The following is a 20106-nucleotide window of genomic DNA, read 5'->3' as shown; positions in this document are numbered from 1 at the left end:
AGAAGCCGCGGAGGAAGCCCGCGTACGAGCGACGGCGACGCGGCGCGCCGCCCCCGGGGACCGGGCCGCGCCCCGGGGGCCCACCAGTGCGTAGAGTCGTGGCGGATCGAACTGGTGCACCCGGCCCGGGCGGTCAGGAAAGTGAGTGAGCAATGCGCGTGGGGCCCGGCCGAACCGGTCACGACGAACCGGCCGACGGTTCCCTGACGGAGGCTCCCGCGTTACGGCGGGCCTGGACGGCGGTCGCGGCCTTCGCGGCGGTCCGCGCGCTCGGTCTGCTGGTCCTCGCCATCTGGTCCCGCGTCAACGAAAGCGACGCCCATGAGCTGCTCTCCGCGCGCTGGGACTCGCTCTGGTACGTGCGGGTCGCCGAGTCCGGGTACGACTTCACGCTGACCGCGCCGGACGGGCGGGTCCTGTCCGACATGGCGTTCTTCCCGCTGCTCCCCTGGCTGGAGCAGGCCGTAGCCGCGGTGAGCCCGCTCGGCCCGGGTGACGCGGGTCTGCTGATCAGCGGCCTCTCGGGACTCGCCGCGGCCTGGGGCATGTATCTGATGGGCCATCAGCTCTACGGCCATCGGGCCGGGGTCCTCCTGGTGACGCTGTGGGCGGCGGTCCCGGTCGGGATCGTCGAGTCGATGGCATACAGCGAGGCTCTCTTCGTCGCGCTCGCCGCGTGGGCGCTGCACGCCGTCCTCGGGCACCGCTGGATCGAGGCCGGGCTCCTCGCGTCGCTCGCGGGGCTCACCCGCCCGGTGGGGCTCGCGGTCGCGGCCGCGCTGTGGGCGGGGGCCGCCGTCGAGGCGCGGCGCACCCGGCACATCGGGGCCCGGATGCTCACCGGGGCGGTAATCGCCCCGCTCGGCGCGGCGGGCTACATCCTGTGGGTGGGCCTGCGCCGGGGCAGCCCGCTGGCCTATCTCGACGTCCAGGCCGAATGGGGCAACGGCTTCGACGGGGGCCTGGCGTACGGGAAGTTCATCGTGGCCCACCTCGGCGGCTGGCCCGTCGTGCTCGCCGGGCTCGGCCTGATCGCGGGCACGGCGCTCGCGCTCTGGGCGTACTGGGCGTGTGTGCGCGGGCGCCAGCCGCTCCCGCTGCTCGTCTACACCGGCATCGTGATGGCCCTCGCGCTGTGCTCCTCGGGCTACTTCGGCTCCAAGCCCCGCCTGCTCCTGCCCGCCTTCCCGCTGCTGCTTCCGGTGGCACTGGCGCTGTCCCGGGTGCGCGCGGCGCGGGCGGTGCCGGTGGTCGCCGTCCTCGCGCTCGGCTCGGCGGTGTACGGCGCGAGCTGGCTCAATGGCTCGGGCCCGCCGTAGGAGGAGTGGGCGCCGCAGCGCTCAAAAAAGTTCTTCCGAAAAACTTCCCGAAGTCGCGTAATGCCCGCGGGGGAACGCGCTCTCACCTGTACGGCCCGCCCCCGCGCGCCGTACCGCACGTACGGGCTCGTCCTGCGGACTCGTACAGGGAAAGGGAAAAGAGACCCCTCATGCACACCGTGGTGGAACGCGAACTGGAGCTCAAACTGGTGCTGTCGCCCGAGCGCAGCATCCCCGTGCCGGCCCGGCTGGCCTACCGGACCCACGACCCGTACGCCGTGCACATCACCTTCCACATCGGCTCGGAGACGCCCGTCAACTGGACGTTCGCGCGCGAGCTCCTGGTCGAGGGGGTGTTCCGGCCGTGCGGGCACGGCGATGTGCGGATCTGGCCGACCAAGGTCGAGGGCCGCAGCGTGGTCCTGATGGCGCTCAGCTCGCCGGACGGCGACGCGCTGCTCGAAGCACCGTCCGCGCAGGTCTCGGCGTGGCTGGAGCGGACGCTCCGGGTGGTGCCGCCCGGCTCCGAGACCGAGCAGCTCGGCATCGACGACGGCCTGGCCGAGCTGCTCGCACCGGCCACCGGCCGCGGGGACGAGCTGTGGCTGAGCGACCCGTGGCCCTCCGACGAGTCCCGGCCGGAGGAGGGTGCGTGAGGGGCCCGGCTCAGAACAGCTTGCCCGGGTTCAGCAGGCCGAGCGGGTCGAAGGCGTGCTTCACCGCGCGCTGCATCTCGATACCCACCGGACCGAGCTCGCGGGCCAGCCATTCCTTCTTGAGTACGCCGACGCCGTGTTCGCCGGTGATGGTGCCACCCAGTTCCAGACCGAGCGCCATGATCTCGTCGAACGACTCGCGGGCGCGCCGCGACTCGTCCTCGTCGGCGGCGTCGAAGCAGACCACGGGGTGGGTGTTGCCGTCTCCGGCGTGCGCGCAGACGCCGATGGTCAGGCCGTACTTGGCGGCGATCGCGGAGGTGCCTTCGAGCATCGCGGCGAGCTTGGAGCGCGGCACGCACACGTCGTCGATCATCGTGGCCGACTTGATCGTCTCCAGTGCGGTGAGCGACAACCGCCGCGCCTGGAGCAGCAGTTCGGACTCGGCGACGTCCTCCGCCGGGACGACCTGGGTGGCGCCCGCGGCGGTGCACAGCTCGCCGACGGCCGCGAGATCGGCGGCCGCGTCCGGGGTGTCGAAGGCGGCGAGCAGCAGCGCCTCGGTGCTGTCGGGCAGACCCATGTGGGCCATGCGGTTGACGGCCCCGATGGTGGTGCGGTCCATGAGTTCGAGCAGCGACGGGGTGTGGCCGCGCTCCATGATCCGTACGACGGCGTCGCAGGCGGCAGCGGCCGAGGCGAACTCGGCGGCGAGCGCGAGCTGCGCCGGCGGCGCAGGGCGCAGGGCGAGGACCGCCTTCACGACGATGCCGAGGCTGCCCTCGGAGCCGACGAACAGCCGGGTCAGGTCGTATCCGGCGACGCCCTTGGCGGTGCGCCGCCCGGTGCTCATGAGCCGCCCGTCGGCGAGCACGACCTCCAGACCGAGGACGTACTCCGCGGTCACCCCGTACTTCACACAGCACAGGCCGCCGGACGCGGTGCCGATGTTCCCGCCGATGGTGCACATCTCCCAACTGGAGGGATCCGGAGGGTAGTAGAGCCCGAGCTCATGGACCTGGCGCGACAGTACGGCGTTGACGACGCCGGGTTCGACGACCGCGACCCGGTCGACCGGGTTGATCTCCAGGATGCGGTCCATCTTGACCAGGGACAGGACGATGCAGCCCTCGCTCGCGTTGGCCGCGCCGGACAGGCCGGTGCGGGCGCCCTGCGGCACGACGGGCACGCGCAGTGCCGTCGCCGTGCGCATCACGTGCTGGACCTGCTCGACGGTGCGGGGCAGCACGACCACCGCCGGGCTGCCCGCGGCGCAGAAGCTCGCCATGTCGTGGGCGTACGAACCGGTGATGTCGGGGTCGGTGATGACGGCGTCCGCCGGGAGTTCCTCGCGCAGCCGTTCGAGAAGATCGTCCATGCCTTCAGCCTGGCACCCGGGGGCCATCGGTGTGAACCCTTTCCCCGGTCGGTCGGGCGGGACCGGGTGCGCTCTTCCTATTGACGCACAGTGAGCGCCATGGAGATCGCGAAGACCGAACAGGATGCGGACGCGGCACGCCGGGCGGCCTGGCTGGCCGCCTCGGCCGCGGCCCAGCGGACCTCGCCGCCGTCCAGGGTGCCGCGTGCCCTGAAGCGGGCCGGCCTGGTGGCGCTGGCCGCGGCCGTACTGATCGGGGGCGTGCTGCTGATCACGCCCGAGGGCGAGGTGGCGAAGGCGCCGCCGCCCGCCCTGGGCCCGGCCGCGCGGGCCCTGTCGGCGGCCGCGGCCGGGGCGCCGGCCTCGATGAGCGATCTGACGGCGCTCATCACCGACCGGACCGACTGGGTGCGCACCCACCCCACGGACGACGCGTCGTGGGCGGTGCTCGGCTCCGCCTATCTGGAGCGGGGCGTGCGGGCCGCCGACTCCTCGTTCTACCCGCTGGCCGAGTCGGCGCTGAAGCGCTCGCTCCAGGTGCGGCCGAAGGACAACCTGGACGCCGAGACCGGGCTCGCGGCGCTCGCCAACGCCCGGCACGACTACGCGGCGGCGCGCACCCTGGCCGAGGGCGTGCGTGCCCGCGGGGCTAAGCGGTGGACGCTCTACCCCGCGCTGATCGAGGCGTACAACGGGCTCGGCGACCCGAAGTCCGCGGCCAAGGCGGTGGAGCAGCTGCTCGAACTCCGGGGCGGTTCGGCCGCGTTGGCCCAGGCGGCCGAGGTCTACCGCGAGCACGGCTGGCGCGAGGACGCCTCGGCCGCCCTCGACGAGGCCGTCGGGCACGCCACGTCGCCCGCGCAGAAGGCGGCCGCGCTGGTGGCGGTGGGCGATCTCGCATGGGAGCGGGGCGAGCCGCAGGCGGCGATCACCCACTACGACGCGGCGCTGCGCACGGATCCGGGCACGCACGAGGCGCTCGCACGCCGGGGTCGCGCCAAGGCCGCGCTCGGCCAGAAGGCGGACGCCCAGCGCGACTACCAAGCGGCGGTCGCCGTCCTGCCGCGCCCCGAATACCTCCTGGAACTGGGCGAGTTGTACGAGTCGCAGGGCCTGGACGGCGACGCGCGGACCTGGTTCGACAAGCTGCGCGAGCTCGCCGCACGGGATGGCGCCAACGGGGTGGACGACGCCCTGGTGCTCGGCCGGTTCGAGACCGACCACGGTGCGCCGCACGCCGCGCTCGACCGGCTCGAAGCCGAGTGGAGGGTGCATCCGAGCGCGGCGACCGAGGACGCCCTCGGCTGGGCGATGTACCACTCGGGCGAGACGGAGGAGGCGCTGGTCCACGCCCGCAAGGCGACCGACTCCGGGGTGCGCGACGCCCTGTTCTCCTACCACCAGGCCGTCATCGAGCGGGAGCTCGGCCAGTCGGGCGCGGCCCGCCGCCACCTCCAGGACGCGCTGCGCACCAACCCGTACTTCTCGCCGGTGCTCGCGCCGAAGGCGAGCGAGGCGCTCGCGGCGCTCGGCGAGCCGGCGGAGGGCGGCCCGAGGGACATGTACGGCTATGTGGCGGCCGCCGCCCAGGCGGGTTCGGGCTCCGACTCGGGGTCGGGATCGGGATCCGGCTCGGGATCCGGCTCCGGCTCCGGTTCTTCCAGCGCGGGCTCCTCCTCGTCGTCGGGTTCGGGGACGAGCTCGAACTCCGGCCCGAAGCGGCCGGTCAAGCCGCGCAAGCCCGCGAGGCGGCGCCACTGAGCTTCGCGCAGGCGCGCGGAAAAAGAGTCGCGGCCCCACGGGTCAGGTCCGTGGGGCCGCAGACTGATGACGGTAACTCAATTACCGTACGAACGTGACCAGTTGCAGGTCAGAGGTTCCCGCGCTTCTCCTGCTCGCGCTCGATCGCCTCGAAGAGCGCCTTGAAGTTGCCCTTGCCGAAGCCCATCGAACCGTGCCGCTCGATCATCTCGAAGAAGACGGTGGGGCGGTCCTGGACCGGCTTGGTGAAGATCTGCAGCAGGTAGCCGTCCTCGTCGCGGTCGACCAGGATCTTCAGCTCGCGCAGCGTCTCGACCGGCACCCGGGTCTCGCCGGCCCACTCGCCGAGGGTGTCGTAGTACGAGTCGGGGGTGTCCAGGAACTGCACGCCCGCGGCCCGCATGGCCTTCACCGAGGCGACGATGTCGTTGGTGGCGAGCGCGATGTGCTGGACGCCGGGGCCGCCGTAGAACTCCAGGTACTCGTCGATCTGCGACTTCTTCTTGGCGATGGCCGGCTCGTTGAGCGGGAACTTCACCTTGAGGGTGCCGTCGGCGACGACCTTCGACATGAGCGCGGAGTACTCGGTGGCGATGTCGTCGCCCACGAACTCCTTCATGTTGGTGAAGCCCATGACGTTGTTGTAGAACGCCACCCACTCGTCCATCTTGCCGAGCTCGACATTGCCTACGCAGTGGTCGATGGCCTGGAAGAACCTCTTGGGCGTCTCGACCATGGGCGCAGCCTCGACGAACCCCGGCAGGTAGGGGCCGGTGTAGTCGGAGCGCTCGACCAGGGTGTGCCGGGTCTTGCCGTACGTGGCGATCGCGGCCAGGACGACGGTGCCGTGCTCGTCGGAGACCTCGTGCGGCTCCTGAAGGCCGGTGGCGCCGTGCTCGGTGGCGTACTTGTACGCGGCGCGCGCGTCCGGCACCTCGATGGCGAGGTCCACCACGCCGTCGCCGTGCTCGGCGACGTGCTCGGCCAGGAAGCGGCCTTGTGCGGTGGCGGTCTTGATGACGGAGGTGAACACGAAGCGGGCGGCGCCGCTCGTCAGCACGTAGCTGGCGGTCTCGCGGCTGCCGTTCTCCGGTCCGGAGTAGGCAACGAGCTTCATGCCGAAGGCCGTCGAGTAGTAGTGCGCGGCCTGCTTGGCGTTGCCCACGGCGAAGACGACCGCGTCCATGCCCTTCACCGGGAAGGGGTCGGCCTGCCGCGCGGATTCGGGGGTGTGATGGATGGTCTCAGTCATGCGAGGAGAGTCCCTCTGTACCGCAAGCTGCGCAATAGTTCGCGTTTTCACTGGGCAATCCGTACAGCGACCGGCCAGTATGAGAGGGCTTTCTGTACATGATGACCATCCGGAGGCGGCGATGTCGATCGATCATCTGGACGGGCGGCTGATCGTGCTGCTCGCGCGCGAGCCCCGGATCGGGGTCCTGGAGGCGTCGCGGCGGCTCGGGGTCGCGCGCGGGACGGTCCAGGCGCGGCTCGACCGGCTTCAGTCGAATGGAGTCATCCGGGGCTTCGGCCCGGACGTCGATCCGGCCGCGCTCGGCTACCCGGTCACCGCCTTCGCCACCCTGGAGATCAAACAGGGCCAGGGGGCGGACGTACGGGCCCATTTGACGACCGTGCCCGAGGTCCTGGAGCTGCACACGACCACCGGGCACGGCGACATGCTGTGCCGTCTGGTGGCCCGCTCCAACGCCGATCTCCAGCGTGTGATCGACCGGGTTGTCGGTTTTGATGGCATCGTCCGGGCCTCCACGGCGATCGTCATGGAGAACCCGGTCCCGCTGCGGATCATCCCGCTGGTGGAGCAGGCGGCTCAGGACTCCGTCCCCGGGGGTGCCTGACCCCGGACCGACAGGGGTGAGCGCGCGTGGGTTTCTGGGACTACTTGTCCAGCAGGCACCAGCAGCTGCTCACCGACGCCCTCCAGCACGCGAGCGCGGTGTTCCAGTGCATAGTGATCGCGACCGTGCTCGGCATCGCGATCGGCTTGGTGACGTACCGCAGCGGCTGGGCGGCGGGATGTCGCGCGTCGCCCGCCTGCTGCGGGTCGAACTCCCGCTGGCCTGGCCGCCGATCCTCACCGGCATCCGGGTCTCCACGCAGATGCTGATGGGCATCGCGGCGATCGCGGCGTACGCACCTGGCGACCCTCCAGGACGACAAGCACTTCTTCCCCAACTACAACGCGGCGCCCGAGCTGCACAGCAGGACGTACCAGAAGTACCCGGCGATCGCCGGCCTCCTCGACCCGCTCAGCGCCAAGCTCACGACGCAGGTCGCCCGGGACCTCAACGCCAAGGTCGACGTGGAGGGCAAGGACCCGCACGACGTGGCCCTGGACTGGCTGGTGCGGGAGGGGTTCATCAGGAAGGGGTGAGCGGGCCGGGACCGCATGCGACGCGCAAAGAACATCATGCAAAGCAGTCGATGCAAAGAAAGCGTTGCAACAGTCTCTTTGCATGGCTATCTTTGGAACATGCCCGAGAGCAAGAAGCCCGAGAACGAGCAGCCCCACGGCAAGCACCCTCAGAACGCGGCCGGGGAGCGCATCCTGGACGCCCGCTCCCTGCGCGGCCTCGCCCACCCCCTGCGCATCCGGATCCTGAAGTCGCTGCGCCACGACGGCCCGGCCACCGCCTCCCGGCTCGGCGAGCGGCTTGGCGAGTCGAGCGGGGCGACCAGCTATCACCTGCGCCAGCTCGCCGCGCACGGCTTCGTCGAGGACGACCCGGGGCGCGGCAAAGGCCGCGAGCGCTGGTGGAAGGCCGTGCACAACGGCACCTCGTTCGCCGACGACCTGCACACCAGCACCGACCCGGAGGTGCGGGGCGCGGCCAACCTGTTCCTGCACGAGATCGCCGGCATCCACACCCAGGAGCTCTCGACCTGGCTCGCCACCATGCACGACTGGCCCGAACCCTGGTCCACCAGCGGCGACCTGAGCGACTTCACGCTCAGCCTCACCGCGGCCCAGCTGCACGAGCTCAACGAGAAGCTGCACGCGGTCGTCGAGACGTACCGCACGATCGCCCCCGACGAGACCGGCGACGCAGCCCAGGTCCGCGTCCATCTGCACTCCTTCCCGCGCTCCCACCCGTCCCGCTGAGAGGACCGCCGCCGTGCACAGCGACACCCACCTCCTCCTTCACCACCTGCGCGCCGCCGAGCTGGAGACCGAGGCCCGCACCGCACTCCCCCGCGAACCCCGCGCCCTGCGCGCCCGACTGGGCTGGATATTGGTCGAGTTGGGACTCCGCCTGACCCAGCAGGCACCACACCGGCAAGCCCGCCTCGCATGAGCGGGCCGGGGGGACGCCGCGACAGAAGGCCACTCGCGGCCGTACTGACCGCCAACGCCGTTTCGGCGACCGGCAGTTCGCTCACCCTGATCGGGGTGCCGTGGTTCGTGCTTGAGACCACCGGCAGCGCGGGCCGGGCCGGGGTCGTCGCCTTCTGCGCGACGCTGCCGATCGTGGTCTCGGCGCTGATCGGCGGCCCGGTCGTCGACCGCATCGGCCGCCGCCGGGTCTCGGTCGGCTCCGATGTCGTCTGCGGGCTCGCGGTCGCCGCGATCCCACTCCTGCACCACGCCGGGCTCCTCGCTTTCTGGATGCTGTGCGCCCTGATGGCGCTCGGCGGCCTCGCCCACACCCCGGGCGTCACCGCCCGCTACGTCCTGCTTCCGGACCTCGCCCGCCAGTCCGGTACGACCCTGGCGCGCGCGGCCAGCGTGTACGACGCCGTCGCGCGCGGCTCCCGGATGACCGGCGCGGCCCTGGCCGGCGTGCTCATCGCGCTGACCGGCGCCGGCGACGTACTCCTCATCGACGGTGCGACCTTCGCCGCCTCGGCGGTGCTGGTCGCGATCGGCCTGCGCGACGTCCGTGCGGCCCGCCCCCGGCGCGACGCGCCACCGGTCTCCCTGCGCACCTACAAGGCCGAACTCCGCGAGGGATACGGATACTTGGCGCACACCCGGCTGCTGCTCGCGGTGGTCGCCATGGTGATGCTGATGAACGGCACCGACCAGGGCTGGACCGCCGTACTGCTCCCCGTCCACGCCGCGCAGGAGCTCGGCGGAGCGACCCGACTCGGCCTGCTCGCCGCCCTGTTCGGGGCGGGCGGCCTGTGCGGCGCGCTCCTGTACGGCCTGGCCGGCCACCGCTTCTCGCGCCGTACGGTCTTCACGGTCTGCGTGCTGCTGTGCGGTGCGCCCCGGTACGCGGTCGCCGCGCTGACCGGCACCACCCTGCCGCTGGCCGTCACGATGCTGGTCGCCGGGCTCGCGAGCGGCGCGCTCAACCCGATCCTGACCACGGTGATCTACGAAAAGGTGCCGGACGAGCTGCGCAGCCGGGTCGCCGGGGTGCTCACGGCGGGCTGCGAACTGGCGATGCCGCTCGGCGGGCTCGCCGCGGGCTTCCTCGTGGAGGCGGCCGGGGTGCGCGGCGCGCTGCTCGCGGTCGGCGGGGTCTATCTCCTGGCGACGCTGAGCCCGCTGGTCTTCCCGGCCTGGAAGGACATGGACGCGGGCGCCGTCAGCAGGACGGAACCGGGGCGCCCTTCTGCAGCGCCTGGAGCGCGGACACCGCACCCTTCAGCGTAGTCACGGGGATCAGGCGCAGCCCCTTGGGCAGTTCGGACTGTGCGTCCGAGCACTCCGCCTTCGGCACGAGGAAGACGGTCGCCCCGTCCCGGGCCGCGGCCTGCGTCTTGAGCGCGACCCCGCCGACCGCGCCGACCTCGCCGTCACCCGTGATCGTCCCCGTACCGGCGATGTTGCGGCCGCCGGTGAGGTCGCCGCCGGAGCCGTTGCCGTTCAGCTTGTCGATGATGCCGAGCGTGAAGAGCAGGCCCGCGCTCGGGCCGCCCACGTCGGCGAGGTGGAGGTCGACCTTGACTTTGTCGGGGCTGAGGCCGAGGTAGCCGAGGGCCGCGACGGTGGCGGAGTCCTGCGACTGCTTCATCTGGGCCTGGTTGTGCTCGGAGATCTCCTTCTCACTGCCGCCGCCCGGATAGACCGAGTCGCGCGGCATCACGGCCCGGTCGGTGCGGAACCAGCCGTCCACGACGTCGGAGATGCCGACGTCCGCGTGGGGCCCGGTCGCCACGATGGTGGTCATCCGCAGCTGCCCGCTGGTGGGGCGGGTGGGCGCACCGGAGATGGTGATCACCGGCTTGCCCTCGTCGTCGCCGAGTACGTTCGCGGTCGGCCCCGGCTGCGCCACCGCGAACGGCAGCGGCGCGAAGCAGGCGACGGCGAGCAGCGCCACGACCGGAGCGGCGCCGATGGCGAGGTTGCGGAGGCGGGGGTGACGAGTGAGCACAGCCCCAATCTATCCGTACGCGCCCGGCCGCCCGGGGCACGGGCCCGGGCGGCCGGGTGCGTAGGGCGGGCCGGGGCGTCGGCTCGGCGCAGGGCTCCGGCTCAGCGCAGGGCGTCGGCGACTTCCCTCGCCGCGTCCACGACGCGGGGCCCGACCCGTTCGGGCACGGCGTCGGCGAGCATCACCACGCCGACGCTCCCCTCTATCCCGGTGACCCCGACCAGCGGCGCCGCGGCCCCGCTCGCGCCTGCCTCCAGCTCGCCGTGGGTGAGGGTGTACCCGGGCTCGGCGAGGCCCCCGGCCTGGCGGGCCGCGAGGATCGCCCGGCCCGCGGCGCCCTTGTCCAGGGGGTGGCGGAACCCGGCCCGGTAGGCGACGTGGTAGTCGGTCCAGGTCGGCTCCACCACGGCGACCGCGAGCGCGTCCGAACCGTCGACGAGGGTGAGGTGGGCGGTGGCGCCTATGTCCTCGGCGAGCGAGCGCAGCGCGGGCAGCGCGGCCTCGCGGACCAGCGGGTGCACCTGGCGGCCCAGGCGCAGCACCCCGAGCCCGACCCGGGCGCGGCCGCCCAGGTCACGTCGGACGAGGGCGTGCTGCTCCAGGGTCGCGAGCAGGCGGTAGACGACCGTGCGGTTGACGCCGAGTTTGTTGGACAACTCGGTGACCGTCAGACCGTGGTCGGTGTCGGCGAGCAGCTTGAGGACGCGTAGTCCCCGGTCGAGCGTCTGGGAGGTCTCCGCGGTCACGACACCCACTCCTTAAGTGGTGAGTCGCGGCGGCACTCTCACGTGGTTCGCGGCGCCGGTCCCATCGGCATCGCGCGCAGAGCCCGCCGGCGAGGCCAAGGCACCGGCTGCGCTCCGCGGCGACGCTGCCACGGGGCGTTTGCATGGCCGGGACAGTAGCGAGCGGACACCGCTCAGCGGAAGACCTCGTCCAGAATCCGGGCGCGATCAGAATTACGGGCCCCAGGGAATGGGCGAACCGGCCCCAACGGATGGACAAATATTGTCCGTGAGCGACGAATTTGATCCCCGTTCGATCACGTTCGGGACCAAAGTCCGTCTTAGCGAGGACCTTGGGCGACCGGAATGGATTTACCGGGACATTACTGTGGCAGTCGTCCGAGGGGCGTCCGTGGGGGCCGGTCCTCGTACTCATCCCGTACCCATGGGATCGAACGGGGCCCGGCAACGCACGCCGGGCCCCGTTCGCTGTGTGCACCCGCTATTTCATGCGGGTGGCCCACTCCTGGACCTTCTTGATCCGCTCGCGGAGCTGGCCGGCCGTGGCCTCCGCGCTCGGCGGCCCGCCGCACACCCGGCGCAGCTCGGTGTGGATGACGCCGTGCGGCTTGCCGCTCTGGTGGACGTACGCGCCGACCATCGTGTTCAGCGACTTGCGCAGTTCGAGCAGCTCCTTGTGCGAGACGACGGGGCGCCGCTCGGCGGGCATTTCGAGCAGATCGGCCTGTTCGGCCGGCTTCTGGCGGCTGTGCGCGATCTGCCGGGCCTGCCGCTTCTGCAGCAGCATCTGCACCTGGTCGGGTTCGAGGAGCCCGGGAATCCCGAGATAGTCCTGCTCCTCCTCGCTTCCCGGGTGGGCCTGCATGCCGAATTCGGCGCCGTTGTACATGACCCGGTCGAAGACGGCATCGGATTCGAGGGCCTCGAAGGGGAGCATGTCGTCCCCGGTGTCCTCGTCCTGCTGCTTGTTCGCGTCGTCCATTTCCTGTTCGGACTCGGCGTACGGGTCTTCTTCCTCGCCGTCCTTCTTCGGCTTGTCGAGCACGTGGTCGCGCTCGACCTCCATCTCATTGGCGAAGCCGAGCAGCATCGGAATGGTGGGGAGGAAAACGGAAGCGGTCTCACCGCGCCGCCGCGAACGCACGAAACGGCCGACGGCCTGGGCGAAGAAGAGGGGGGTGGAAATGGTGGTGGCGTACACGCCGACGGCCAGGCGCGGCACGTCGACGCCCTCCGACACCATGCGGACGGCGACCATCCACCGGGAGTCGCCCTCGCTGAACTCGTCGATCCGCTTGGAGGCGCCGGTGTCGTCGGAGAGCACGACGGTGGCCTTCGTACCGGTGATCTCGCGGATCAGCTTGGCGTAGGCGCGGGCGGAATCCTGATCGGAGGCGATGACGAGCGCCCCGGCGTCGGGAATGGCCTTCCTGACTTCGGTGAGTCGCTGGTCGGCGGCGCGCAGCACATTGGGCATCCAGTCGCCGCGCGGGTCGAGCGCGGTGCGCCAGGCCTGCGAGATGGCGTCCTTGGTCATGGGCTCGCCGAGCCGGGCGGCGATCTCGTCACCGGCCTTGGTGCGCCAGCGCATGTTGCCGCTGTAGCTCATGAATATGACGGGCCGCACGACCCCGTCGGCAAGCGCGTTGCCGTATCCGTACGTGTAGTCGGCGGAGGACCGGCGGATGCCGTCGTTCCCCTCCTCGTACGTGACGAACGGGATGGGGTTGGTGTCGGACCGGAAGGGCGTACCGGTGAGCGCGAGCCGCCGGGTGGCGGGATCGAAGGCTTCGAGACAGGCCTCGCCCCACGACTTGCTGTCCCCCGCGTGGTGAATCTCATCCAGAATCACCAGGGTCTTGCGCTGCTCACAGCGGTTGCGGTGGAGCATCGGCCGCACGCCGACACCGGCGTAGGTGACGGCGACGCCGTGGTACTCGCGGCTCAGCGGCCCGGCGCTGTAGTCCGGGTCGAGCTTGATGCCGACGCGGGCCGCCGCGTCCGCCCACTGCTTCTTGAGGTGCTCGGTCGGCGCGACGACGGTGATCTGCTGGACCACGTGGTGGTGCAGCAGCCACGACGCGAGCGTCAGCGCGAACGTCGTCTTGCCGGCGCCGGGCGTCGCGACGGCGAGGAAGTCGCGCGGCTGCTCCTGGACGTACCTCTCCAGGGCACCCTGCTGCCAGGCACGCAGCTTGTTGGCGGTGCCCCAGGGGGCGCGGCCGGGGAAGGCGGGTGAGAGGTGGTGGGAGGCGGTAGTAGTCACGGTCTCCGGTTCGGGGCTCTCGGTTGTACGGGGTCAGGGGCATCCGGGGCGAGCCCGGGGGAGCTGCGGTTGGGGCTGGGCGGGGCTCGGCCCGGCTCAGCACCGGCTGGCTTTGGGCTGGGGCTGAACTCCGTCCGGATCGGCGGGCCGGGGCGGGTACGTGAGCGCCGGCGCTCACGTACGACAACCGGGCCACCTTACCGGCGCGGGCCGGCGGACCCCGGCGGAATGCCCCCGGGCGGGGCGGGGTTGAGACCCGCCTCACAGGGGGTGGGCCCCACCCCGGGAGGGTTCCGCCCACCCGAGATGGGGCCGGATGCGCGGGGTTGCACGACCCAGGCCTCCTGGGGACCCTCGGGGGGCACTGGCCCACCCGCCCATCCGTGACGGAGGCTGGGAAGGTCGAGCCCTGGGGCTGCGCCCGGACCCGGGGGGGATTGCCCCCGCCCGCCCGTGAACTGGGGTAGGACGGTTCGGCCCCTGGGGCTGCGCCCCAGACCGGCCGGGGGCTGCGCCCCCTCACCCCGCTTCGGGCTCCGCCCCGGACCCCGGGTAGCCCGCCCACCCGTGCAGGGTGTGGAGAATGCCGAGCCTTGGGGCTGAGCCCCCAGACCCCCGGCAGCGACCGCGTCCTGCACCCCTCTCTGGGCCCCGCCCCCGCCGGGCGCCGGCGCACCCTCTCCCAAGCTCTGCCCCGCCCCACCAGCACCCAGCCCGTCGTAGGGGTCCCCCGGTCCTTAAGGCCTTGGGGGAGTTTGAGGACGAGCGCTCTCACAGCGCGATACGGGGTCGAGGGGCGGAGCCCCGGGGGGTCTGGGGCGCAGCCCCAGGAAACGTCCCCTTCCCTACCCACCCATCCCCACCCCCGGAGGGTCTGGGGAAGGGGCGGGGTGGGGCACCACTCAGCCACGCTCCCCCACCCGCCCCGCCACGAACGCCCCGCTCAGCGCCACCACCCCCATCGGCAGGAACACCACCAGGAACGCCCCCGGATGCGAGGCCGTCGCACCCGAGACCGCGCCGCCGCCGAGCGCCGCGAACCCCGCCCCGCCCCCAGCGAGCAGCAGCACGTTGGACAGGCCGTCCGAGATCTGGAGGGCGGCGGAGTTCGCGCCGGCCTCCTGCGGAGCCGACAGCTTCAGGAGCAGCACGCTCGTCGAGGCGATCACCATGCCCATGCCGAAACAGCCCACACCCCACGCGACACCGACCATCCACACCGGCACCGCCGCCACGAGCACGCTCGGCGCGGCCACTATCGCGAGGGCCACCAGCACCATCCCGCCCACCATCAGCCGCTCCCGGTACGCCTCCATCCGCGGCCGGGCCTGCACGTACGAACCCAGCGCCCACGTCGCCCCGCCCACGGCCAGTGAGAGCCCGGCCATCGTCGGCGTGAGCCCGCGCTGGGTGACGAGCATCAGCGGCACGAACGACTCCGCCGCGATGAACGACCCTGCCGCCACCCCGCGCAGCAGCACCACCGCGGGCAGCCCGCGCGCCGCCCGCCAGGTGCCGTGCGGCAGCAGGGCGCGCCGCCCCGCGACCGCCGGCGCGAGCAGGGCCACGCCCGCCACGAACGGCAGCACGGACAGCCACCTCAGCTCCTGCCCCGCGTACTGCAGCAGCCCGGCCCCGACCTAGATCCCCAGCGCCAGCCTGATCCGGCGCCGGTCGAAGGGCGCGACGGGCGCCGCCGGATCGGCCGGCCCCGACGCCATCCGCCGCGTCGCGGGCAGCGCGAGCGCCAGCGGGAACACCACGAGCGCCGGAATGCCGATGAACACCCAGCGCCAGCCCAGCTGTTCGGTGGCCGTCCCCGCCACGAGCGGCCCCACCACCGAGGGCACCACCCAGCCCGCCGCGAACGCCGCCATGATCGTCGGCTGGAGCCGCGCGGGGTAGGCCCGCCCGATGACGACGTACAGCGCGACGATCACCAGCCCCCCGCCGAGCCCCTGCACGGCCCGCCCCGCGATGAACGTCCACATGTTCAGCGCGGTCCCGGACAGCAGCAGCCCCGCCGCGAACCCCGACATCCCGACCCCCAGCGCCCCGAGCGGCCCGCGCCGGTCGGCCCACTGCCCCGCGACGACCATCCCGAACAGGCTGGTCGTGAAGTACGCGGAGAAGGCGAAGGCGTACAGCGACACCCCGTCGAGCTCCCGCGCCGCGACGGGCATGGCCGTACCCACGGCGGTCGCCTCGAAGGCGATGAGCAGCACGACGGTGACGATCCCGAAACTCAGCGCGCGGTACTCCCGCCCCAGAATCCCCCCGGCGACACCCCCGCCGGGGAGGTCGGCGGTCAGGGCATCCGTACAGGCATCGGAGGATTCAAGGGCACTCATCCGCCCAGAGTAAGAGGCGTACCGCGTACTGACCCCTGTCAAAGGACGGGACTACGGCTACGTAAATGGTCGTAGTCCCGCCCCCGAACATGAACGCCGCATGGCAGTCCCATTGCACCCGGCGCGACGCCCTTCCCCTCCCCCGCGCCGCCCCCTACGGTCATCTCAACGCACCAGCACACGGCCGTGTGCCCGAGTGGCTCAGGGGCTCGCCTGCAAAGCGAGTTACGCCGGTTCGATTCCGGTCACGGCCTCCAACAGCCGGATCAATTCCGGCACTTGAGCTCGCGCTTGGCGAATTGGACGTACTGCTTCATCAGGGTGGTGAGTACGTCCCGGGTCTGCTGGGTTTTGGGCGACCGGTCTGCCGTCAGTTCCAGTTCGATGTACTTGGCCGAGGGCGGCAGGACCAGGTTTCTCGGGAGGTCAGGCCGCTCGCACAAGAAGACGGAGGCGGCTGCGCCGTCCCAGACGAATGCCTCGTCACCTGCGTCGATGTGTGTGCCAAAGTTCCGTGCCGGGAGACTCCAAATCGTTCCCTTCCCGCTCCTTCGGAGTTCGGCCCACGCGACGAACCGTGAATTGCCGTCGATACGCACAGTGCAGTACGTGGTCTGCTCGTTCCCCCGAAAGACGTCGAAGGGGCGATCGTTCTCCAGGGCTGCCGAGCCACCGTTTGGGAGCAACGGTGCGACCGAACCGCTTGCGAAGACCCCCCAGCAAATGTTCTTCGGCATACTCGGCACCGAGGGCTCGGCCGAACAACCGGCCACCGCCAGCACCAGAGTCAGCACAGATATGGAGATTCTGCTGCCGCTCCTCACTTCGTTCCGCCGTTGGACGTCCCACTCGCCGCCGCGCTCCGTCCGGCGGAATAGGCGGAGGAGATCGACGAGGAAGCAACTCCTTGATATTCACGGGTGTCCCGCGCGGAAAGCCCCGCGCTATGCCCCGCCGTACCCACTGCCGCCGACGCAGACTTTTTCGCCTTGTCCTCTGCCGCCGAGTAGGCATCTGCCGCCTCCTGGCTCGCCTCATTGGACGAGTCATGCTGCCTGTTCTCGACCATGGACTTGGTGATGTCCTCCTGGAGCCATTCCACGGCATCGCCCCCGACCGGCAGCATTTCGACGTATTTCGCGCCGACCGCACTGATGATCCGGTTCGTCCAGTCGGCCTTGTCCTGCAGGGCATCGTTGAAGTCCTTGTCAGTGGCCGCATGCTGCTCATAGATAGCGTGCACGCGCGCCTGCGCCATCATTCCGGCGATCTCACCACCTGGGTACACCGCGTTACGCACAGCCTCACCCACATCGGAGCCATGGTTCTCCGGATGGGCAAACACATCACGCACCAGCAGCGTGGTGTAAGCCTGCTGGGCATTGGTGATCGCACCATACGCATCAGGGTCCTGGGCAACCGCGCCCAGGAAATGAGCTACCTCGCCGGAGTTGCTGAACTTCGCCAGCACACCGAACGGCTTCGCCTGGCCCGCACCGTCCTCCGCCGTCGCCTGAATGTCGGCCATATACTCCGCCGCCATATTCCCAAAGTTCCCCGAAAGCCCCTCCAGCTTCCCCGGTGCGTCATCCTCGCCCAGGATCAAGGACGGGGCCGCGCCGATTTTCGCGACCACCTTTTCCATCACGCTCGCCATCGCCGCCGTGTGCTCCACCGGTTTCGCCGTCTCGTCGCCCGGGACGCGGCCCGTGACCGCCGCCTCCAGGGCGTTGCCCAGGGCGGACTGGTACGGGGTGCAGGCGTCGGGGAGGGCGTCGTAGCGGTCGTCCGTGGGGGGTTTGTCCAGGAGGTGGTCGACCATGCTGAGCCGGCCGCCCCCGGGGGTCCGGACCGCCGCGTCGTCCGACGTCACCAGACCGTTGCCGTCGCTGTCCGCACGGACCGGCTCGTTGAAGAACTCCGCGGAAGAATCAGGGTTGTTGGACATCGCCGACATCAGGCCGGTCAGGGGGTCGAAGCCCCGGCCGCCCGACGGGTCGAGGTTGAACCTCATGTCGGGGACCTGGGGCACACCCTGCTCGAAGACGTCGTCCGACGTCACCAGACCGTTGCCGTCGCTGTCCGCACGGACCGGCTCGTTGAAGAACTCCGCGGAAGAATCAGGGTTGTTGGACATCGCCGACATCAGGCCGGTCAGGGGGTCGAAGCCCCGGCCGCCCGACGGGTCGAGGTTGAACCTCATGTCGGGGACCTGGGGCACACCCTGCTCGAAGACGTGCGGATTCTGGTGCTCGAAGCCCACCATGTCGCGGGCGACGGGCAGCAGGAACTCCCTGTCGTACGCGCCGTGCCTCAGCAGCGCCCCCAGCGCCTGGTACCCGTACACCTTCGCCCCCGCGCCCGCGAAGCCGCTGACATCGATCGGGCGGCGGCCCGCCCGCATCAGGTCGGTCGTCCAGGGGCCCCCGAGGTGGCCGGCGGTGTGCGGGTTCGTGGCGAGGCCCAGCATCGGGCCCAGGTCGTCCTGGACGTGGCGGACCATCGCCGCCCGGTCCAGGCCCGCCGCGCCGAGGCCCGTCGCGTCGAGGGAGAGCCGGGTGTAGAAGTCCAGCGTTCCCTGCGGGCCCAGGCGCCGGTAGAAGGACGTCGAGAACTCGGGGTCCTGGGCGTTCGCGTCCAGCAGGGTCTGGAGCTGCTTCAGCTCCTCCACGTTGCGGGCCGTGCCGCCCTCGCCCGTGACCCGCTTCGCCAGGTCCACCGCCCGCGCGGCCTCCTCGTCGTCCAGGGAGGCGAACCGCGGTGCGCTGAAGTCGTGTTCGTGCGGGACGTTCGCCGTCAGGGCGAGGCGCAGCGACTCGTCCGCCGCGTCGCACCCGGCGACCAGCGCGTCCACCTTGCGCTGCCAGGCCGCGACATGAGCCTGCTCGGCCTTCATGTCCTTCGCCAGCCCGTCGTACTCGGGGTCATGTCGCCTCGCGGCGTCGTCCACGACCGGGTCGCGGGCCACGACCCGGCCCTTCGCGTCGACCGCGATGCCGTTCTGCTGCGCGCTGTCGAGGATGGCCTGCAGCCCGTCCTTCGCCTTCTTGAACTCCGTGTACGCATCGAGCAGGAGCCGGTGCACACCCTCGGCCTCCTTCTCGGCGTCCGCGAACTCCTTCACCGTCTTGCGGACGAACTCGCGGGTGACCCCCGCGTTCACCCCGGCCCACCTGGCGGTCTCGGCGTGCACCCGCATGCCGTCGTGCGCCTCGCCGGACAGCCTCTTCAGCCTGCGCGCCATGTCCGACCAGTCGTCCACCGCCGTCTTGAGCTTGTCGACCGGGGCGTTCACCACGTCCGCGTACTTCAGCAACTGCCGCTCCCCGTCCGCTAGTTGATGTAACCGCTGATCACCGAGACGGCCGCCAGGTCACCCTGTACGCGCGCGTCGTCCTTCGCGTGCTGGGCGGTCGAGTAGTCGAGGTGGTTCGAGATCTGCGCGCAGGCGTCGCGGAGCGTCGTGTACTGGCTCTGCCAGGTGTCGTGGACCTTCATCAGGGCGGCCCCACTGGTGAAGTTGTCCGCGCCGAGCGCCCGCGCCGCCTCGAACGTGGCCGCCCTCGCATGGTCACCGTCGCGCCGGAATCCGTCGTACAGCTTGTAAGCGTCCGAGCCGATCACCCCGAGATCATCGGCGTGCGCGACGAGATCCCCGCCGCCCGAACCCTGCGCAGCTGCCCCTGACGCCATCCCCAACTCCCGTTCTGTACACGCGCATTACGGAATCTTTGCCGTCAGCGTAAGGGAGGGGGATCCCACGGATTCCGTGTCCGCGGGCGCTCAGGGGTGAATCGGCGGCCGTACTCATGTCCCCGGGATCACCCGGCTCAGGAGGCGGATCGAGGTCTCCAGCCGGTCGCCCGCTCGCGCCCCCACGCCGCCAGCGGTTCAAGCGCCTCGTTGAGGCGCGCCCCGCCCTCGGTCAGCGCGTACTCGACGCGGGGCGGCACCTCGTCGTACGAGATGCGGCTCACCACGCCGTCCGCCTCCATCTCGCGCAGGTGTGAGGCGAGGACCTTTTCGGTGATCCCGGGCAGCAGGCGGCGCAGCTCGCCGAAACGGCGGCAGGGGTGTTCGTGGAGGGCCCAGAGGATCAGCACCTTCCACTTGCCGCCGATCACCTCCATCGCGGTGTCGATCCCGCAGATGTGCCCGTCCGGTGCGCCCGGCCGGTTCAGCGTCGTCATGCCCCACCCTCTTCAGAACGCTCTGGCCTGCTCACTCACCCCAGGGTAACCACCCACTTCCAAGTGCGTACTTGATCATGTGTCAGGTCGCGAC

16 protein-coding genes, 1 tRNA gene and 4 pseudogenes are annotated in these 20106 nt (G+C 71.1%); 11 read left to right on the top strand and 10 right to left on the bottom strand.

From position 1 onward, the window contains the following. Window positions 1–152: 152 nt before the first annotated feature. Together ACSHXC_RS24300 and ACSHXC_RS24295 are read left to right on the top strand one after the other, a co-directional pair. On the top strand, window positions 153–1319 hold the full coding sequence (locus ACSHXC_RS24300) for a hypothetical protein (RefSeq protein WP_438293623.1): 1167 nt from the start codon (window positions 153–155) through the stop codon (window positions 1317–1319). 170 nt (window positions 1320–1489) lie between these two features. Next, window positions 1490–1975, top strand: coding sequence for an SsgA family sporulation/cell division regulator (locus tag ACSHXC_RS24295; RefSeq protein WP_438293622.1), 486 nt, complete (start codon window positions 1490–1492; stop codon window positions 1973–1975). 10 nt (window positions 1976–1985) lie between these two features. Here the strand turns inward: ACSHXC_RS24295 and ACSHXC_RS24290 are convergent, their stop codons facing one another. Further along, entirely contained in the window at window positions 1986–3353 is a 1368-nt protein-coding gene (locus ACSHXC_RS24290; RefSeq protein WP_438293621.1) for an FAD-binding oxidoreductase, read from the bottom strand. Between the two features lie 99 nt (window positions 3354–3452). Between ACSHXC_RS24290 and ACSHXC_RS24285 the strand changes: the two genes are divergently transcribed. Continuing rightward, entirely contained in the window at window positions 3453–5114 is a 1662-nt protein-coding gene (locus tag ACSHXC_RS24285) for a tetratricopeptide repeat protein (RefSeq protein WP_438293620.1), read from the top strand. Between the two features lie 109 nt (window positions 5115–5223). Here ACSHXC_RS24285 and hppD read toward each other — a convergent pair whose 3' ends face one another. Beyond that, complete coding sequence (gene hppD, locus ACSHXC_RS24280; protein WP_438293619.1) at window positions 5224–6366, bottom strand: 4-hydroxyphenylpyruvate dioxygenase; 1143 nt, start codon at window positions 6364–6366, stop codon at window positions 5224–5226. A gap of 121 nt (window positions 6367–6487) precedes the next feature. On the opposite strand from hppD, the gene ACSHXC_RS24275 reads away from it, so the two are divergent. The 7 genes and pseudogenes from ACSHXC_RS24275 (at window position 6488) to ACSHXC_RS24245 (ending at window position 9738) form a co-directional block, all read left to right on the top strand. Beyond that, window positions 6488–6973 (top strand): Lrp/AsnC family transcriptional regulator, encoded by a 486-nt coding sequence (locus ACSHXC_RS24275; RefSeq protein WP_053729462.1) that lies wholly within the window; start codon window positions 6488–6490, stop codon window positions 6971–6973. A 26-nt stretch (window positions 6974–6999) separates the two neighbouring features. Then, window positions 7000–7143, top strand: a pseudogene (locus ACSHXC_RS24270) (ABC transporter permease); the annotation flags it as partial. Between the two features lie 2 nt (window positions 7144–7145). Continuing rightward, a pseudogene (locus ACSHXC_RS24265) lies at window positions 7146–7295 on the top strand (ABC transporter permease); the annotation flags it as partial. Further along, a pseudogene (locus tag ACSHXC_RS24260) lies at window positions 7279–7509 on the top strand (glycine betaine ABC transporter substrate-binding protein); the annotation flags it as partial. The pseudogenes ACSHXC_RS24265 and ACSHXC_RS24260, both read left to right, overlap by 17 nt. A gap of 99 nt (window positions 7510–7608) precedes the next feature. Next, window positions 7609–8238: an ArsR/SmtB family transcription factor gene (locus ACSHXC_RS24255; RefSeq protein WP_438293618.1), complete on the top strand. Its 630-nt coding sequence runs from the start codon at window positions 7609–7611 to the stop codon at window positions 8236–8238. A gap of 13 nt (window positions 8239–8251) precedes the next feature. Further along, window positions 8252–8431, top strand: coding sequence for a hypothetical protein (locus tag ACSHXC_RS24250; protein ID WP_438293617.1), 180 nt, complete (start codon window positions 8252–8254; stop codon window positions 8429–8431). After that, window positions 8428–9738, top strand: coding sequence for an MFS transporter (locus ACSHXC_RS24245; protein WP_438293616.1), 1311 nt, complete (start codon window positions 8428–8430; stop codon window positions 9736–9738). The genes ACSHXC_RS24250 and ACSHXC_RS24245 overlap by 4 nt, the downstream gene beginning before the upstream one ends. Here ACSHXC_RS24245 and ACSHXC_RS24240 read toward each other — a convergent pair. The 4 genes and pseudogenes from ACSHXC_RS24240 to ACSHXC_RS24225 all read right to left on the bottom strand — a co-directional run bounded on the left by ACSHXC_RS24240 (window position 9671) and on the right by ACSHXC_RS24225 (window position 15822). After that, window positions 9671–10459 (bottom strand): YlbL family protein, encoded by a 789-nt coding sequence (locus ACSHXC_RS24240; RefSeq protein WP_438293615.1) that lies wholly within the window; start codon window positions 10457–10459, stop codon window positions 9671–9673. The two genes, ACSHXC_RS24245 and ACSHXC_RS24240, sit on opposite strands and share 68 nt — an antisense overlap. Before the next feature lie 101 nt (window positions 10460–10560). Next, the gene (locus tag ACSHXC_RS24235) at window positions 10561–11205 is read right to left on the bottom strand and encodes an IclR family transcriptional regulator (protein WP_438293614.1); all 645 of its coding nucleotides are present in this window, start codon (window positions 11203–11205) and stop codon (window positions 10561–10563) included. Between the two features lie 481 nt (window positions 11206–11686). After that, window positions 11687–13471, bottom strand: coding sequence for a DEAD/DEAH box helicase (locus ACSHXC_RS24230; protein WP_189966194.1), 1785 nt, complete (start codon window positions 13469–13471; stop codon window positions 11687–11689). 902 nt (window positions 13472–14373) lie between these two features. After that, window positions 14374–15822 (bottom strand): annotated as a pseudogene (locus ACSHXC_RS24225) (MFS transporter). Between the two features lie 182 nt (window positions 15823–16004). On the opposite strand from ACSHXC_RS24225, the gene ACSHXC_RS24220 reads away from it, so the two are divergent. Then, a tRNA-Cys gene (locus ACSHXC_RS24220) sits at window positions 16005–16079 on the top strand. Window positions 16080–16088: 9 nt separating this feature from the next. Here the strand turns inward: ACSHXC_RS24220 and ACSHXC_RS24215 are convergent. The 4 genes from ACSHXC_RS24215 to ACSHXC_RS24200 form a co-directional block, all read right to left on the bottom strand. Beyond that, a complete protein-coding gene (locus ACSHXC_RS24215; protein ID WP_438293613.1) occupies window positions 16089–16559 on the bottom strand; it encodes a hypothetical protein in 471 nt (156 codons plus the stop codon). An 83-nt stretch (window positions 16560–16642) separates the two neighbouring features. Next, window positions 16643–19138, bottom strand: coding sequence for a DUF6571 family protein (locus tag ACSHXC_RS24210; RefSeq protein ID WP_438293612.1), 2496 nt, complete (start codon window positions 19136–19138; stop codon window positions 16643–16645). Window positions 19139–19155: 17 nt separating this feature from the next. Then, complete coding sequence (locus tag ACSHXC_RS24205) at window positions 19156–19515, bottom strand: hypothetical protein (RefSeq protein WP_438293611.1); 360 nt, start codon at window positions 19513–19515, stop codon at window positions 19156–19158. A gap of 137 nt (window positions 19516–19652) precedes the next feature. Continuing rightward, on the bottom strand, window positions 19653–20012 hold the full coding sequence (locus ACSHXC_RS24200) for a winged helix-turn-helix transcriptional regulator (RefSeq protein ID WP_438293610.1): 360 nt from the start codon (window positions 20010–20012) through the stop codon (window positions 19653–19655). Between the last annotated feature and the right edge of the window lie 94 nt (window positions 20013–20106).

It is taken from the genome of Streptomyces sp. HUAS TT7, assembly GCF_051550175.1.
Lineage (GTDB): Bacteria > Actinomycetota > Actinomycetes > Streptomycetales > Streptomycetaceae > Streptomyces.
The sequence above is the reverse complement of the archived record's forward strand: the minus strand, read 5'-3'. Positions and strand labels throughout refer to the sequence as shown.